This is a genomic window from Acidiluteibacter sp. (assembly GCF_055129545.1).
Window position 1 is genome coordinate 483,444 of sequence record NZ_JBSRUB010000013.1, and the last position, 16,787, is coordinate 500,230.

At 37.0% G+C, this 16,787-nt stretch carries 12 protein-coding genes and 1 tRNA gene; 8 read left to right on the forward strand and 5 right to left on the reverse strand.

Annotated features, from left to right (window positions below; translation table 11 throughout):
• Positions 1 to 45: 45 nt before the first annotated feature.
• Complete coding sequence (locus ACTB0X_RS08145) at positions 46 to 2,826, reverse strand: beta strand repeat-containing protein (protein ID WP_463024504.1); 2,781 nt, start codon at positions 2,824 to 2,826, stop codon at positions 46 to 48.
• A gap of 257 nt (positions 2,827 to 3,083) precedes the next feature.
• On the opposite strand from ACTB0X_RS08145, the gene ACTB0X_RS08150 reads away from it, so the two are divergent.
• Positions 3,084 to 3,341, forward strand: coding sequence for a type B 50S ribosomal protein L31 (locus tag ACTB0X_RS08150; protein ID WP_463024505.1), 258 nt, complete (start codon positions 3,084 to 3,086; stop codon positions 3,339 to 3,341).
• 105 nt (positions 3,342 to 3,446) lie between these two features.
• On the opposite strand, the gene ACTB0X_RS08155 is transcribed toward ACTB0X_RS08150, so the two are convergent.
• Positions 3,447 to 4,310, reverse strand: coding sequence for a flavin reductase family protein (locus tag ACTB0X_RS08155; RefSeq protein WP_463024506.1), 864 nt, complete (start codon positions 4,308 to 4,310; stop codon positions 3,447 to 3,449).
• Between the two features lie 149 nt (positions 4,311 to 4,459).
• Here ACTB0X_RS08155 and ACTB0X_RS08160 point away from each other — a divergent pair.
• The 7 genes from ACTB0X_RS08160 to ACTB0X_RS08190 all read left to right on the forward strand — a co-directional run bounded on the left by ACTB0X_RS08160 (position 4,460) and on the right by ACTB0X_RS08190 (position 14,630).
• A tRNA-Leu gene (locus ACTB0X_RS08160) sits at positions 4,460 to 4,541 on the forward strand.
• A gap of 83 nt (positions 4,542 to 4,624) precedes the next feature.
• Positions 4,625 to 5,974 (forward strand): trigger factor, encoded by a 1,350-nt coding sequence (gene tig / locus ACTB0X_RS08165; protein WP_463024507.1) that lies wholly within the window; start codon positions 4,625 to 4,627, stop codon positions 5,972 to 5,974.
• A gap of 27 nt (positions 5,975 to 6,001) precedes the next feature.
• Positions 6,002 to 6,664, forward strand: a complete 663-nt coding sequence (clpP, locus tag ACTB0X_RS08170) for an ATP-dependent Clp endopeptidase proteolytic subunit ClpP (protein WP_463024508.1) — start codon at positions 6,002 to 6,004, stop codon at positions 6,662 to 6,664.
• 75 nt (positions 6,665 to 6,739) lie between these two features.
• The gene (gene clpX, locus ACTB0X_RS08175; RefSeq protein WP_463024509.1) at positions 6,740 to 7,972 is read left to right on the forward strand and encodes an ATP-dependent Clp protease ATP-binding subunit ClpX; all 1,233 of its coding nucleotides are present in this window, start codon (positions 6,740 to 6,742) and stop codon (positions 7,970 to 7,972) included.
• Between the two features lie 301 nt (positions 7,973 to 8,273).
• A complete protein-coding gene (locus tag ACTB0X_RS08180; protein ID WP_463024510.1) occupies positions 8,274 to 10,130 on the forward strand; it encodes a PKD domain-containing protein in 1,857 nt (618 codons plus the stop codon).
• A 26-nt stretch (positions 10,131 to 10,156) separates the two neighbouring features.
• A complete protein-coding gene (locus ACTB0X_RS08185; RefSeq protein ID WP_463024511.1) occupies positions 10,157 to 13,564 on the forward strand; it encodes a PKD domain-containing protein in 3,408 nt (1,135 codons plus the stop codon).
• 313 nt (positions 13,565 to 13,877) lie between these two features.
• Positions 13,878 to 14,630, forward strand: coding sequence for a LytR/AlgR family response regulator transcription factor (locus ACTB0X_RS08190; RefSeq protein ID WP_463024512.1), 753 nt, complete (start codon positions 13,878 to 13,880; stop codon positions 14,628 to 14,630).
• 7 nt (positions 14,631 to 14,637) lie between these two features.
• On the opposite strand, the gene ACTB0X_RS08195 is transcribed toward ACTB0X_RS08190, so the two are convergent.
• The 3 genes from ACTB0X_RS08195 to ACTB0X_RS08205 all read right to left on the reverse strand — a co-directional run bounded on the left by ACTB0X_RS08195 (position 14,638) and on the right by ACTB0X_RS08205 (position 16,758).
• A complete protein-coding gene (locus ACTB0X_RS08195) occupies positions 14,638 to 15,093 on the reverse strand; it encodes a hypothetical protein (protein ID WP_463024513.1) in 456 nt (151 codons plus the stop codon).
• 262 nt (positions 15,094 to 15,355) lie between these two features.
• A complete protein-coding gene (locus ACTB0X_RS08200) occupies positions 15,356 to 15,847 on the reverse strand; it encodes a dihydrofolate reductase (protein ID WP_463024514.1) in 492 nt (163 codons plus the stop codon).
• A gap of 116 nt (positions 15,848 to 15,963) precedes the next feature.
• On the reverse strand, positions 15,964 to 16,758 hold the full coding sequence (locus ACTB0X_RS08205) for a thymidylate synthase (protein WP_463024515.1): 795 nt from the start codon (positions 16,756 to 16,758) through the stop codon (positions 15,964 to 15,966).
• Positions 16,759 to 16,787: the final 29 nt, after the last annotated feature.

Sequence of the window (16,787 nt, forward strand, 5' to 3'; positions counted from 1 at the left end):
CTTGATTGATTGTTCAATCAAGGGCTTTCCATAGCTGATAATAATTTACTCAGAGATCACCAATCGGTGTGTTTCTGCGGAGTTTCCTGAAATAATCTGAACTACATATATACCATTTGAATAATCAGTAGTATTGATTTCTTGAATTCCGTAATTTAATTGAGTGTTTAATATAATTCTACCTGAAGCCACTTCAATTACTCTAACTGTATTGCTCGTTCCAAATTCTTGAGGAATATCAATTGTTAAATTTTCGTTAGAGATTGGATTTGGATAGATCTTGCTTCCATTTAATTCGTTCAATTTGTTCGCAAAAATAGAAGAAGTCAAACAAGTGTCTTGGCGTTCAAAAGAACCCATGTCTCTTCTGTTTAAGAATACACCTAAGCCTCTTTGGTCATTGTTGGTTAATGCAGGGTCGCCGGCATTAATTGCAGGACTAACACATTGTAGTCTGTGAGTCATTGTTAATCCGCCATTATTCGCTAAAGTGTCTATTTTTGGGTCAATAGGATTGTTTAATGTTCCTACCGTATCTCCCATCGTCGGCACAAAAGTGTTTGCATCAGTTTTTCCAATCAAGTTGTATCCGTTAGAGGTAATTGAACCCGCCACATCAGAAATGTCATTGTTTACAAATGCTGAAGTGTTCATGGCAACAATTGAAGAAGAAATATTCAAGGTGTCAGTTGCGGCTGATTGAGCGAATCCACTACCAGTGTTTGACTGATTAAATGCAATGGTATTGCTGATTAGAGTTGCTTTTCCTTTGTTGAAAACTCCACCACCTAAATTCAAAGAGGTGTTTCCTGAAATGGTGTTGTTGTTTAATGTCATTATCCCCATGTCATTGTGGATTCCACCACCATTTCCAGAAGTTCCATCGGCCATGTTGTTTGATAGAGTAGAGGTGTTTACAGATAATTCTCCACCGTTATTAAATATTCCACCTCCACCATTCGAAATAGCAGCTCCACTTGCAGTATTTCCATCAATAGTTACATTAGTCACGGTCATTAATCCTGAACCATTCCAAAGTCCACCACCTTCAGATGATGCTGTGTTTGAATTTACGGTACCACCTGAGATTGTCATATCTCCTGCGCCTGTAATGTGAATTCCACCACCATTACCAGGCGAGCTTCCTGTTGAATTACTATTGATGCTATTATTTGTCAGTATTAAAGTTGTTGCTGCACCCGAATTATCTTCAATTGCACCACCAGCTCTCATTGATGAGTTTCCTGTAAGTGTGCTATTTGTTAATCTTAAAGTACCGGCACTATCAATTAAAATTGCTCCACCACTTCCGGCAGTGCCATTAGCTGAATTGTTTGTTAAATCAGAGTTTGATACAATTAAAAGACCTCTTAAAGAGTAAATTGCTCCACCACCCTGATTGGCAGGAGCTCCACTTGCCATATTGTTGTCAAAAGAAGAGCTGTCAACATTCATGGTACCTGTTCCATTCCACAAAGCACCACCTTCTGCTGAAGCCATGTTGTTGTTCATGGTTGCTCTTAGAATTGTAGCATTTCCTGCACCAGTGATGTGCAATCCGCCACCGTTTCCAGGTGCAGAAGCTGTTGAATTGTTATTAATCATAACGTCAGTCAATAATACAGTTGTTGTAGCGCCTGAGTTATCTTCGATTGCTCCGCCTGCTCTTTTTGCTGTATTGTTCAATAGTTGACTGTTAGAAATGGTAAGTGAACCACCATTGTCATTTAAGATTCCGCCACCGCTTCCGCTTGTTCCATCCGCAATGTTTCCTGAAATAATGGTGTTGTTGTTTACTATTAGGTTTCCTGAAAGGTTGTAGATACCACCACCACCTTGATCAGATCCGTTTCCAGAAGCAATGTTTCCACTTATAATTGAATTGCCAACGGTCATTGTTCCTGAACCATTCCACAATGCGCCACCTTCAGCGCTTGCGATGTTGTTCGTGAATTCTGAATTAGTGATGTTAAAATTAGAAGCTCCTGTAATATGAATCGCTCCACCATTTCCTGGATTAGACATTACCATGTTTGAATCCATCATAGTTGAGTCAATTAATACCGTTCCTGCGCCTACATTGTCTTCAATTGCGCCACCTGCTCTAGTAGCAGTGTTTTGTTTAAACAGCGCAGTGTTGATTGTTAATGACCCTGGAATAAAGCTTCCACCTGCATTAAAGATAGCACCACCGCTACCACTTCTACCGGTAGCTTTGTTTTTTAAAAAAGTTGAATTATTGTCAACGGTTAAATTTCCATCTTGATTAAAAACAGCTCCACCTCCATTGGGGTTTAGCATTCCTTTTGCTTCATTTGTGCTGAAATTCGAATTGTTTACGTTTAAAGTTCCTGCATCAATGTAAATAGCACCCCCGCTAGAATCTGCAACATTATTTGTGAAATCACAATTTGCAAGATTTAAAGTGTTTCCATTGACATTGATTGCACCACCCAAAGTAGCTTTTCCATTCTTGAACCCAATGCCAGTTATTGTTATTTGATAATTAGTTAAGATTGTATTAGGAATGTTAAAAGCCCGACCATTAGTATTTGCATCAATGATAGTATTCGTCACTCCATTTCCTGAAATTACTAGATTTTTATCCAACGTAATTTCCCCAGACGTTAATAGGATTGGCATATTGTTAGTTGCAGCGGCGAAAATTAAAGTATCTCCTGAACTTGCTAGACCAACTGCATTTCTTAATGATCCTGCGCCTGTATTGTTGCTATTCGAGACTACAAATGTTGCAGCATTCGATGTTAAAATTCCCCCTGTAAAGATCGCTCCACATAAGAATTTAAAGATTGTAGATGTTTTCATTTTTCTTAATTTTGGTTAGTATTCATTTTCGAATGAAATTGTCGGTTGTTCCAACTTCATGCACCATAAACGAGATTTATAAGCTCTCGGATTTTTGGAGTATGTTAAGAACCCTTAATTAAGTCGAATGGAAAGCAGGGGGATTTAATGATCTTTTTAGAGATTTATTAACCGAATTACTTTTTTTATAAAAAAAGACTTGTGAAAAATAGATTATTCATATCTTTGCGTCCTTAAAATTTTTAAAGAGGAATAAGATGAAGAATGATATCCACCCAGACAACTATAGAATGGTAGTATTTAAAGACATGTCTAACGACTATGCCTTTATGACTAAATCAACTGCTGAAACAACAGAAACAATAGAGTGGGAAGATGGAAATGAATACCCAGTTGTAAAATTGGAGATTTCTCATAAATCTCACCCGTTTTACACAGGTAAATTACAATTGATCGATACTGCAGGACGTATTGATAAATTTAATACAAGATACAAGAGCTTCAAAAAGAAGTAAGCTTCAAATCCGATATAATTAAAAAGGCTTCGAATTTTTTCGAAGCCTTTTTTGTGTGTCTATAATTGAAAGTCCTCAATTCATCAAAATTGAGGACTTTTTGTTTTATTTTTTGAATAGCAATGTTTTCCATGCATCAGCAGTATTGCTCTGACTAAGCAAATGTTTTGCTGCTTCATGTAATTCCTTTTCTCTGAAGTCGCTCAGGTTATTTTGCTTTCCAAAAGTGCTAATTTCCTCTTCAGAGGGCAGCGCTTCTATATTTCCTAACATTCCCAAATCGTTTCCAGTTAAGGTTTCGCTATTTTTAATGTGATTCGGAATATTGTCAAATCCAATTCCTAAAGTGGTGATGGGTTTGTCTACTTCAAAAAGGGCTTCGTGATTGGCACGAACATACCAGTTTGCTCCCATTCTTCCGACTAAGTCAATCTTGTGTTGATCAATTTGTCCATTCGCATCCAAAATACTTTCGTCGATGTGCATTAAAAGTACTTCGCAGATAATTAAGTTCCCGGCACCGCCTTGATCGCCTAATTCTATTACTTGTTTCACTTTGCACTCCATTTGAACAGGAGATTCTTTCACTCTTGCTGGTCGAATCATTTCTGATTCTACAGGAGTAAAGCCTGCTTTGATAAACTCATTTACACCCTTTGGGTAAGCAGAACTAGAAAGAGACATTTGATGAACGATGTCATGATTCACAATGTTGATTACTACTTCGTCTACTTCCTTTACATTGTTGTATGTGTCTTTTGTGGTATTAGTTCGTCCACTTCTTGCAGGCGAGAAAATTAAGATAGGAGGATTTGCACTAAACACATTGAAGAAACTAAACGGAGATAAATTGGGATTGCCATCCTTATCTATAGTGCTAGCAAATGCAATCGGTCTTGGACCTATGGCAGACTGCAAATGTCTTTGTAATTCAGGAACCGTGACTTCTTTTGGATTTATTTTGATCATAGATTTTTATTTTTCTGAATTCAAATTTAAGGATATCGAAATGGCTTTGAAAAGTTATTTTGAATGGAATAATTATTTTTTTCAATTCCACTATATATTATTTGAAAAAAGGTATCTTTGCCCTCTCGTTTTTAAAGGAGATTTTATTGGCGGATGTGGTGAAATTGGTAGACACGCTAGACTTAGGATCTAGTGCCGCGAGGCTTGGGGGTTCGAGTCCCTTCATCCGCACTACAGGAATGGTATAAAGCGAAGGAAATTCCTTCGTCTTATGCCATTTTTAATTTAAATACATTTTAAAGATTCTATTTACAATGGACGTAACAAGAAAAGACATCAATCAGTTAAATGCAGAAATTACGTTAAAGTTAACGCCTGCAGATTATCAAGATAAAGTAGATGCTGTATTAAAAGAACACAGAAAAAAGTCGACTATTCCTGGATTTAGAAAAGGAATGGTTCCAATGGGTGTGATCAAAAAACAAGTAGGGACTAGTGTTTTAATAGATGAAATCAATAAAATTTTGTCTGATGAATTGTATAAATTCATATCAGAAAACAAAATTGATATGTTGGGTAATCCAATACCAAAGCAACAAGATAGAATTGACTTTGTAACGCAAACTAACTTTGAATTTACATACGAAATTGGAATTGCACCTGAATTTAAGGTAGAAGTATCTGACAAGCATAAATTCGACAAAGTATTGGTGAAGATCGATGATAAATTAATCGATCAGAACGTAAACGAAATTGCTAAGCGTTACGGTAAAATGGAAAACGCTGACGTTTCTAACGCAGACGACATGCTTTATGGAAAGTTTGTGGAGTTGGATGACAACGGAGATGTGAAGGATGCGGGAATTTACAACAGCACCGTTTTGAATATTGTAACTGTTGCTGATAAAGACACCGTTAAAAAATTGACAGGAGTTAAGCCGGGCGATACTATTAAAGTGAATCCTTCTAAAATGGGTGGAGCTAATTACGTGAAGTCTTGGTTAGGTGTAGACGAATCTGAAGCAGCGAATATAAAGAGCGACTTTAACTTTACTGTTGAGAAAATTAACAGAATGGCTCCTGCAGATTTGAACCAAGAGTTTTTTGATAAGCTTTATGGTAAAGATGTAGTGACTTCTGAAGCGCAGTTTAGAGACAAGATTAAAGAAGAATTAGAGAAGAGTTTCAATCAGAATGCTGATCAATTATTGAACAGAGAAGTTCAGGATACATTGATTGAAAAAACAAAGATTGACCTGCCAGATGAGTTCTTGAAAAAGTGGTTGATGGTAGCTAACGAAAAGCCAGTTACTAAAGAGCAAATTGAATCAGAATATGACCAATATGCAAGGGGGTTAAAATGGCAGTTGATTGAAAATAAAATCATAAAAGATAATAAGTTAGAAGTTAGCCGAGATGCAGTGGTAGAATACACTAAATCATTAATTCAGCAACAAATGGCTGGAATGGGGCAAAACTTTATGGATGATTCAGAATTAACAGATACTGCGAATAGAGTGTTGCAAAATCAAGACGAAGCACGTCAGATTTATGAGCAGCTTTATCAGCAAAAATTAATAGAGTTGTACAATAGCAATTTTAAGATTAAAGAGAAGTCTGTTACTTATGACGAATTCGTTAAATTAGCAGAAGCTAAAAGATAATAATAACGAGTTAAAATAAGAGATACTATGTTCGATAATAATGAGTTTAGAAAATTTGCTGTAAAAGGCAAAGGCCTAAGTGGAATGCACGTAGATAATTATATTGATGCATCAATGACACCTTACATTATTGAGGAACGTCAAATGAATGTTGCTCAAATGGATGTTTTCTCACGACTGATGATGGATAGAATAATCTTTCTAGGGACTGGAGTAAATGATCAAATGGCCAATATCATTCAAGCACAATTGCTTTTCTTAGAGTCGGTAGACAACAAGAAAGACATTCAAATCTACTTGAATTCACCAGGAGGATCTGTTTATGCAGGTTTAGGTATTTATGATACCATGCAATACATTGCACCAGACGTTGCTACAATTTGTACAGGAATGGCTGCTTCTATGGGAGCAGTTTTATTGTGTGCAGGAGCAGAAGGTAAAAGAACGGCATTGCCGCACTCAAGAGTGATGATTCACCAACCAATGAGTGGAGCACAAGGTCAGGCAACTGATATGGAAATTGCAGTGAAAGAGGTGTTGAAGATGAAGAAGGAATTATATGACATCATTGCGCACCATTCTAAGCAGCCTTTTGAGAAGGTTGAGAAAGATTCTGATCGTGATTATTGGATGAAAGCAGATGAGGCTAAGGAATATGGTATGATCGACGAAGTGTTGGTTCGGAAATAGTCCTCAGAAAAAATAATTAACTTTGGAGCCGCCTCGACAAAATCGGGGCGGCTTTTAATTTCAGTAAATTAGACTATGGCAGAGAAACAAAATATACATTGTTCATTTTGTGGAAGAGATAAAAAAGATACACACGTATTGATCGCAGGAATCACTGGACACATCTGTGACAGTTGTATTTCCCAAGCAGAAGCAATTGTAAAGGAAGAATTAGCACCAAAACAAAATTCTAAACCGGCGTATAATAATCTGAAGCCGAAAGATATTAAGACCTATTTGGACGATTATATTATCGGACAAGATGAGGCCAAGAAGGTGTTGGCAGTTGCGGTATATAATCACTACAAGCGACTGGATCAAGCTGTTACTGATGACGAAATTGAGATTGAGAAATCAAATATTTTACTGGTTGGTGAGACAGGAACAGGAAAAACGCTTTTGGCCAAAACAATCGCAAAATTATTGAATGTTCCTTTTTGTATTGCCGATGCAACTGTATTGACAGAAGCAGGATATGTTGGGGAAGATGTTGAGAGTATTTTGTCTCGTTTATTGCAGGCAGCAAACTATGATGTAGAAGCGGCTCAAAAAGGGATCGTATTTATTGATGAGGTGGATAAAATTGCTCGCAAAAGTGATAATCCTTCAATTACAAGAGATGTTTCAGGTGAAGGTGTTCAGCAAGCATTGTTGAAATTGTTAGAAGGTGCTACAGTAAATGTTCCACCACAAGGAGGTAGAAAACATCCTGAACAAAAGATGGTGGCTGTAGATACTAGAAACATCTTGTTTATTTGCGGTGGTGCTTTTGATGGCATCAACAAAGTTATCGCAAAGCGATTGAAAACAAATGCTATCGGTTATAAAAATAGAAATGAAGACGAAGAAATCGACATGGACGAGCTATTGAAATATGTGGCTCCGCAGGACATTAAAACGTTTGGTTTAATACCTGAGTTAATCGGTCGTATTCCAGTCTTGAGTTATTTGCACCCATTGGATGCGGCAGCATTGAGAAGAATCTTAACAGAGCCTAAAAATGCAATTGCAAAACAATTTACCAAGTTGTTTGAAATAGATGGAGTGGCATTAACTTTTGAAGCTTCAGCTTTGGATTACATTGTAGAGAAAGCAGATCAATATAAATTGGGAGCAAGAGGATTGCGTTCGATTTGTGAAGCGATCATGCTAGATGCTATGTTTGAAATACCGAGTGATAGCAAGCAGAAAGAATTAAAGATCACCAAAGAATACGCAGAAAGTAAAGTTGATAAATCAATTTTGAAAAAATTAAAGGTAGCTTCTTAGCTACCTTTTTTTTGATCTTTCCTTTTAAAACTATAGGTTTTTCTTGATTGAATAAGAGACGATACTGCATGAAAATTGATCACTTCAATACAACCTCTTTGATTATTATATAACCGCCTCTTATTAAATGGGTATTTCGCTTCAAAGTATTTCGAATGGAGTGTTTTGCTTACTTAATTCCATGTTTCATGGTCTAAATACTAATTCAAAACCCCAAGATACCAGTTCGTCCATTGAATTTCAGTTATTGTTAGTCAAATTTATAATGAAATATTTTTTAACTAACCTAACCTTTATTCAGATGAAAAAGATGATTAATTGCTGGCGACATAAGACCAGCCTCTTTCTGACCTTATTATTATTTTTATCTCCACTCATTGGAAATGCTTCTGCCCCACCTATAACTGGGGCTACCTCTGTTTGCGAAGGAGATATAGTAACTTACACCTACCCCTATAGCCCGGGAAATATCTATAATTGGAGTGCTACAGGAGGAACAGGTATTGCGACCATAAATGTGGGCACAGGCAATGCCACTTTTACTGTTACTTGGGGACTAGCAGTTCCCGGACCACATACAGTGGGGTTGCAGGAATATTCTGGAGGTGCATTGGTCTCCAATATTACGCTCAACGTTACAGTAAATATTGCACCCTCACCACTAATTGTGTCTGATTTTGACAGTGATTGCGTTACTGATCCTGTACGGCGAAAAGATACGCAGGGTGATCAAAAACCACCTTCTTTTGAGTGTGAGACTGTTTGTGAAGATAGTCCTGTGACTTATACTACTGCAAATGTTGCAGGAAATACGTATCAATGGACAGTAATTGGAGCTTACACTTCAATTTCAGGAGCAACAACAAATACATCTACTGTAACTTGGGGAAGTCCGGGTCAGGCTTATGTTGTTGTTACTGAAACAACACCTGCAGGTTGCACTCGAACAGATACGACCTGTATTATTATTGTGGATAAACCCATTGCTAAATTCGAAGTTGATAATGGCGGACCAGTATATTCTTCTCCAACTATTGGTGGAGCAAGTACAATTGAAATTTGCTTAAATAGCACCGTTTGTTTTAATGATCTTTCTACTGGCGGAAGCAGTTGGTCTTGGAATTTTGGAAATTCAAATTCTTCAAACTTACAAAACCCTTGTGAAACTTATGATACACCTGGCAATTATTTGGTAACTCAAATTGTTGAAAACGAGTGTCATTGTAAGGATACTTCTTATATACGCGTAAAGGTGAAACAAGAAGTAGGTCCGGAAATTGTTTGTCAGAACGTTGTTTGTGACAACGGAACCTTTACCTATAATGCAATTCTGCCAACTCCATGTGTCGGCGGGTATTATAAGTGGATTATTTCTAATAATGGTACAATTACTGGTGCTGCAGGAGGTGCTACAATTACCCCTCAAACGGCGGATGGTATTGATGTTACTTCTATTGATGTGTTTTGGGGCTCAGGACCTACAGGAACAATTAGCTTAATGTTAGTTGGTTGTGGAGGTGTCTGCGATGCTTATACAAGTGTAAATATCCCGATTATTCCAAACACCATTGACATCGAAGGAGATGAAGTGGTTTGTGTGGGAGAAGCTGGATTTTTTGAAGTCCCTTGTTTTCCTGGAACTATTTATACTTGGAAAGTCAATGGCGTTGTAGTGGCCGAAACAGGAAATGAATTGTGGTACGAATTCTTCGCACTAGGAAACAATATTGTAACTGTAGAATATGACAATAACTTTCTAAGTTGTAGCGGTAGTTCTAGTGATTTTAATGTTAGTGTTTTAGCTCCTTTTGAAATTAATGGCCCTTCAAAAGTCTGTGCTGGAAGTTCATTAACAGTAAACGGACCTGGGGGAAGTCAATTAACTTGGGTTGTAACCAATCAATCTGGTACCATAGTGGCTTCAAGTGGCATTGCATCTAGTTCATACAATGTACCAGGAACTTTGATACCTGGAACATATACAGTAACTGCTCAAGATGTGAGTTCTCCTCGAGATTATTGTAATGATTACGCAGTGCATGGTTTTACGGTGATTGCTAAACCTCCAACTCCTACAGTAATAAATGGACCTGTAGTAGTTTGTATTGGTGAAGTGTCAATTTATACAGCTAGCCTATTTATTCTTATTATTATTTAGAATGGGAAGTAAATAATGGTGGAACTGTGACCACTTCGAACGGAAACTCTGTTACAGTAACATGGATTGCTGGAGTGAAAAGTATTACTCTACGTCATGTATCTAAGCAAAGTGATTGCCCCTCTGATGGATATGTGGTGACAATCAACGATAAAACACCACCAACAATTAATCCGTCAGACTTTACAGGACCAGCAATAGTATGTGCTAATACGCCTACCGGTGCACCAATTGGCTATAGTATGCCTCTTGTTTTGGATGGATATGAGTGGTCAATTGTTCCTTCAACTGCGGGAAGCGTTGTTAGTGGACAAGGAACACCTAACATTTCTGTGATTTGGAATAACTATTCAGGCTTAGCATCTATAGTATTAACTCCCATTACATGTAATGTTTCTGGAACTCCGGTTTCTTACGATGTAAATGTTACTAATCCTGTAATGAGTATTAGTGGTCCATCTGTTGTTTGTCAAAATAATGGAGGTAGTTGGACTTCGTCCTTCACCATTGGTACACCCGGTCCGCATACTTGGACGGTTCAAAATATAGCAACAGGAACTACAGTTACTTTGCCTGGAACGGGAAGTGTGATCAGTTATAATTTCCCAACAAGCGGTTCTTTTGTAATCACGGGAACTGCTACAAATTGTAGTGCTGTTCATACAGTAACACAGAATGTAACGGTAAATCCTGCACCGGTTGCGAATTTAACTTACTCAGGTGATAAGAATTGCATTGATAATAATTTAGTAAATTTCTTTGTGAGTGTCCAAGGAACAGGTCCATATACCTATACTTGGTATCACAATGCTGCTGTTATTCCTGGAGTATTTGGTACAAATCATACCATTGGAAATAATCCTGCTGATGCTGGAAATTATTCCGTTGTAATTACAGATGCGAATGGTTGTACTTCTACAACAAATATTGTTAGGGCTAGAAGATGTGGCCCACCGCCAGTTTGTACTAATCATGGATCAAGTATTTCATTTATCTATAATGTTTATCAGAATGCTCCAAGTCCTGGATGCGATGTGGTAAGATTTAATGCTACAGCTTTAGGTTTGACACCTACTCAAGTGAGATGGAATTTTGCTGAATTAGGAACAGCCACTGGGTATATGCCAACGTTCCAATTTCCTGCTAGTGGAGTATATCCTGTAACTGTAATTGCCTCTTATGGCGCACCACTTTGTGATAAAATTTACACATTTGATGTGGTTGTTCCTGTAGTTGCAAACTATGAATTAAACATCAGCTGCCCATCGGGAAATACATTCCTGGTTAATCTAATCAACACTACTGACGTAGTTCATGGCCCATTGTCATTATTCAACCATTCTTGGACCGTATATGACATAACAGCTGCAACTACTTTGGGGACTACTACAAGTCAAGATTACCTTAATGTACCTGGATTAATTGGCGGTCATGTGATTCAAGTAACACTCCAAGAAACAAGAACATACACTTGGGGTGGACAAACAATCAATGCCTCTTGTACTTTTGTGAATACATTCACAATGCCATTGAATGCAAATGCTGATTTTTCAGTTGTGAACCCAGTGGTTTGTGAAGGAAATCCTTTATCATTTGCAGATTTGTCTACTGGTAATATAGTAAGTTGGGATTGGAATTTCGGAGATGGCTCTGGAATCTTAACTCAAAGTCCTGATAAGACTTATACTTCTCCTGGTTCTTATTCTGCTAACTTAATCGTTACTGATGAATTTGGTTGTACTAGTACAAGCGCCAATCAAACGATTACGGTGAAAGGAAATGCTTTGTCAGGAAATATTACCGTTTCTCCTGCGATGCCAATGTGTCCTGGAACAGTTGCAAATATTGTATTTTCAAATACTACATCTCCATCTTCCGCGCCTTATAATTATTTGTGGAGTGATGGAAGTACAGCGGGAACAGCTCTAATGAGTTCTACAAGTACTACTCAAACTTCTACTCATTACCTTGGTGTAACCGATGTGTATGGATGTTTCCAAAACTTTGGTCCCGCAACAGTAGAGGTAGTAGAAATACCAGATGCTATTATTACAGGATTAGATAAGTATTGTATTGGAGACGATATAAACTTGAATTGTAATTATGGTGGTGAGTATGGTTATACTTGGTACGTTTCTATAGGTGGTGCACCGTTTACTTTAGCAGGGTCTACATCTCCTCAACTTGAATTAGTAGGTGGCCTTCCTATTGGAAACCATGTATTCAAGGTAGAGTTGAGCACTACTACTCCTTGTACGAAAGAATCGTACTTGTTTCCTGTAGAAGTGTTTGGATTACCTTCTGCTCCTATTATTTCTACAAACCCAGTACCTGCTTGTCCAGATAGTCCGGTGTTATTAACCGTTACTAATCCAGGGTTATTCAATAGTATCTCTTGGACAACAGGAGATGTGGGAGTATCAACTTCAGCATTAAGTGCTGGAAAGTATTATGCAGTTGGTACAGATGTAAATGGTTGTTCAAACTATAACTTTGCAGAGGTACATGAGTTGCCAAACTTCTGTAGTTTCATGTGTGGTTGCTACGCTGATTGTATCGAGCAAGGAACGACTTTTGAATTCCCCGGTATCCCAGGAACTTATCAGAATTGGAGATGGGAGCGATTTGATGGAGTGAATTGGAACACAATCGTCTCAGGTACAGGTGTAGTAAATGACCTTTCCATTGCAACTCCTGGGGCATATACTATTCGATTATATGTTGAAACATTGGATGGTTGTGATGGTTATTCTTGCGAGGTTGACTTAATGTTGACTGCTTGTAGTGACCCATGTGAAGGAGATGTTCGAATCCAATATGTGAAGTGTAATTATACAGCTGATCAAGGTGTAGTTTACGACATAGGATTTGATATAAATTTTGCTCCTTTTGGAAAGAAATGTGATAAGTATTCTTATCAAATTATTCCACCAGTTGGAACTGTTATTGCTTCTCCAAGTTTTATCTCACCATATGGTAGTTTTGTGCAAGGTAAATGGATAGTTGGAGCAAACTATTACCCAGGAGGACAAGTTTGTTTCGATATTATCATTACCAATGAATGTGATCAATCTACTTGTTCGTTCACTGTTTGTTTTGATGTTCCTAAGTGTGGGGATCCAAAAGCTAATTCTCGAACAAAGTCCTCAAATGGCATTGAAAGTCAGGAAGGGTTTAACAAAAGTCAGAAAGGAGAAATTAAGTTTTATCCAAATCCATCCAATGGAATGTTGAAGATTAGTGTACCTGAAATAGGGAATTATGACATCTCAATTTTTGATATTACAGGGAAAGCTGTTTTTAGACATACGTTGAATGTTGAAAATCCGCGTTATTTTGAATTTAATTTACAACATTTACCTTTAGGACCGTATCATATTCAGTTTATTGGAAACAAAACTATTAAAACAGAAACCCTTATTATAATGAAATAGTCAGCAAATTATGGTTTATCTGGTGGGATGCATTTGTATTGTATCCCACCTCATAAATCAAGTTGATTATAATGTGTTTTCACAATTAATTTAGTTTAGAATATCGCAATTACAATTTTTACTGTAATTGCGGTATTTTTTTTATTCTAACTGTCGCTAACGATATGTAACTTTTATTTTTTTCTAGCCTTTTTTCCAATAATCACCTACTTTTTGCTAAAAGTAAATGAAAGCTAATGGCTTGATTGTTCATTATTTCAAATTTTAAATGTAAATTTGATTGAAATGCTATTTACTAAACCTACCCGACCCGATGAATATAGTAATAATAGACAATGACGTTGAGACGCGAAATACTCTCTCTAAACTACTCCGGTTGTTTTGCACGAACATCAATATAATTGGAAGCTCAGACTGCCCCCAAAAAGGCTTAGAAATTATTCAAAGCTCGGATCCAGATCTAGTATTTCTAGACAGCGAAATTCACAGTAGCAATCATTTGTTACTAAATGTGAAACCCAGTAAGAAAAGGTTTCATACCGTTCTTTTATCTTATAAAGAGTCTACTCGGGATAAGTTGGGCCTATTAAAAACAAATGCATTGAGGTATTTACACAAACCAATTGATGCGATTGCCCTTGAAAAATGCGTAAAAAGTGTTCGCTCTCAACTAAAGCAACAACTCTACCCTGAATACAATGACCTTAAGAAATATAAAAAAGTAGAGCATGACCGAATTGGAATTCCAACAAGTACAGGAACGTTGTTTGTCGCACTTGACCATATTATTTATTTAAAAGCAAGTAATAACTATACAGAAGTATTTATTGAAGAAGGGAAGCCAATTTTAGTTTCAAAGACGTTGAAATCTTTTGAGCGACTATTGGAAGGTACTTTTTTTATGAGGGTGCATCAGAGTTACCTCGTAAACCTCGAAAAGGTAGTTGAATTGCAGCGCGTGGATGGAGGAGCACTTGTTTTAAACAGTAACGATAAGATACCAATCAGTAGAGCTCACAAACAACAAATCAAGCAGAGGTTAGAAGAGGCATGGAAGATTGTTTGATGTTGATTTATAAAGAATAATCTTGAAAAGAGTTAATCTGCTTTGCATGACATTCTTTAAAAACATTTTCTGATCCACAATAACAATTATCATTCTCAGTATTTCCAGATGATATGAAGTTCAGTAAGTTATTAAATTGTTGATTTCTAATCTTTAATGATCTTATTTCATAAATATTCAAACTGTAATTTGTGTCTTCAAGTTTATTCTGTAGATCGAAAATAATGGATTTCAATTTAAGCAGATCATCAATGGCTAAATTATCCGTAATATTTAATCGAATATTATCAATGCGCTTTCCTTGATAATTTAACCTCGGATCTTTGATGAATACTATATGTTCGAATATTTGATGGTCTTGTTTTTGAGAAATGTCATGAAAAGTACCATAAGGATCTTCCCAAATGGCATGTGCTTCGGCTTCAATAATAAAGCCCTCTTGCTTGCCAATTTGCCAACCCAATATTCTTTTTCCTCCAAATCTATCTGAATGGGTTTGAACTATATTAAAACAGTCTAATGCTTTACCTCCTTCAATTGGGGTGCATTTTATTTCGATTGGTTCACAATCAGATCCAATTAACTTTATAAGGTTTAAAAGGCTTAGTCATCCAACAGAGGAGCTACTATCATTTATAAACTTTATCATATCTCATTTCGAAAAAATATTTATTCAAATTTTAAAAGATGGAATCGCTGTACTTCAAGCATATTAAAATTATTACCTACTTCCGCTCATACGTCTCAAAAGTAAACGCATAGGCATGCTTTTCGTCTGCTTCGTGCTTTTCAGAATCAATTAATTTCCATTCATCTAAACTAAATTCAGGAAAAAAAGTATCGCCTTCTAATTCAGTATGGATCCTAGTAAGGTAGATGCGATCAGCCATCGGAAGGGCTTGTTTGTAGATTTCCCCACCACCAATAATCATCAATTCTTCTTCTCGATTCCGATCGGCAATTCGAATGCCTTCTTCCAGATCGTGCACAATAACAGCACCTTCAAATTCATAATCGGTGTCACGAGTTAGAATAATATTAACTCTATTTGGCAATAATTTTCCAAAGGATTCTAGGTTTTTGCGACCAGTCAATACGTGGTGGCCTTTCGTAGTTCTTACAAAAAATCGCATATCATCTGGTAATGACCAAGGAAGGTCATTGTCACGTCCGATTACATTGTTTTCAGTAGCTGCTGCAATTAAAGAGATTTTCATAGTGTGATGTCTAGGCTTCGACGCCGCTCAGCCTGACAAAGGTTGTGCTTCTATCGAAAATTTGATTAAATGATGTTTATGCGTTAGTTGAGTTAATTTATTTCCTAAGAAATTAATTACACCGCTACTGCTGCTTTAATATGTGGGTGTGGATCGTAATTCAACAATTCAAAGTCTTCAAATTTGAAGTCAAATAAATCGGTTACATCAGGGTTTATTTTCATCGTTGGTAACGGACGAAGCTCCCTGCTCAATTGTAAATTTGCTTGCTCAATGTGATTGGAATACAAATGCGCATCACCTAAGGTATGCACAAAATCTCCAGGTTTTAAACCACAAACTTGAGCCACCATCATGGTCAATAATGCATAAGAAGCAATGTTAAACGGCACTCCTAGGAACGTGTCTGCGCTGCGCTGATACAATTGACAACTTAACTTTCCATCTGCAACATAAAATTGAAAAAAAGCATGACAAGGAGGAAGCGCCATGTTTTCGATTTCCGCTACATTCCAAGCATTCACAATAATTCTGCGAGAATCAGGGGTATTTTTGATTTGATTAATAATGTTCGTTATTTGATCGATGTGTCTGCCGTCAGCTGTCGGCCATGAACGCCATTGGTAGCCATATACTGGCCCTAAATTGCCATTTTCGTCTGCCCATTCGTCCCAAATACTGACTCCATTGTCTTTCAAATATTTGATATTGGTATCACCCGAAAGAAACCACAATAATTCATGTAAAATAGACCTTAAGTGCACTTTTTTAGTAGTTACTAATGGAAATCCTTGGGATAAATCATAACGTGACTGATGGCCAAAAACACTAATGGTTCCTGTTCCTGTGCGATCGCCCTTTTGAGTTCCATGGTCTAAAATATGCTGAAGTAATTCGTGGTATTGCTGCATGATAAATTGATTTGACGTTGGCCAAATTT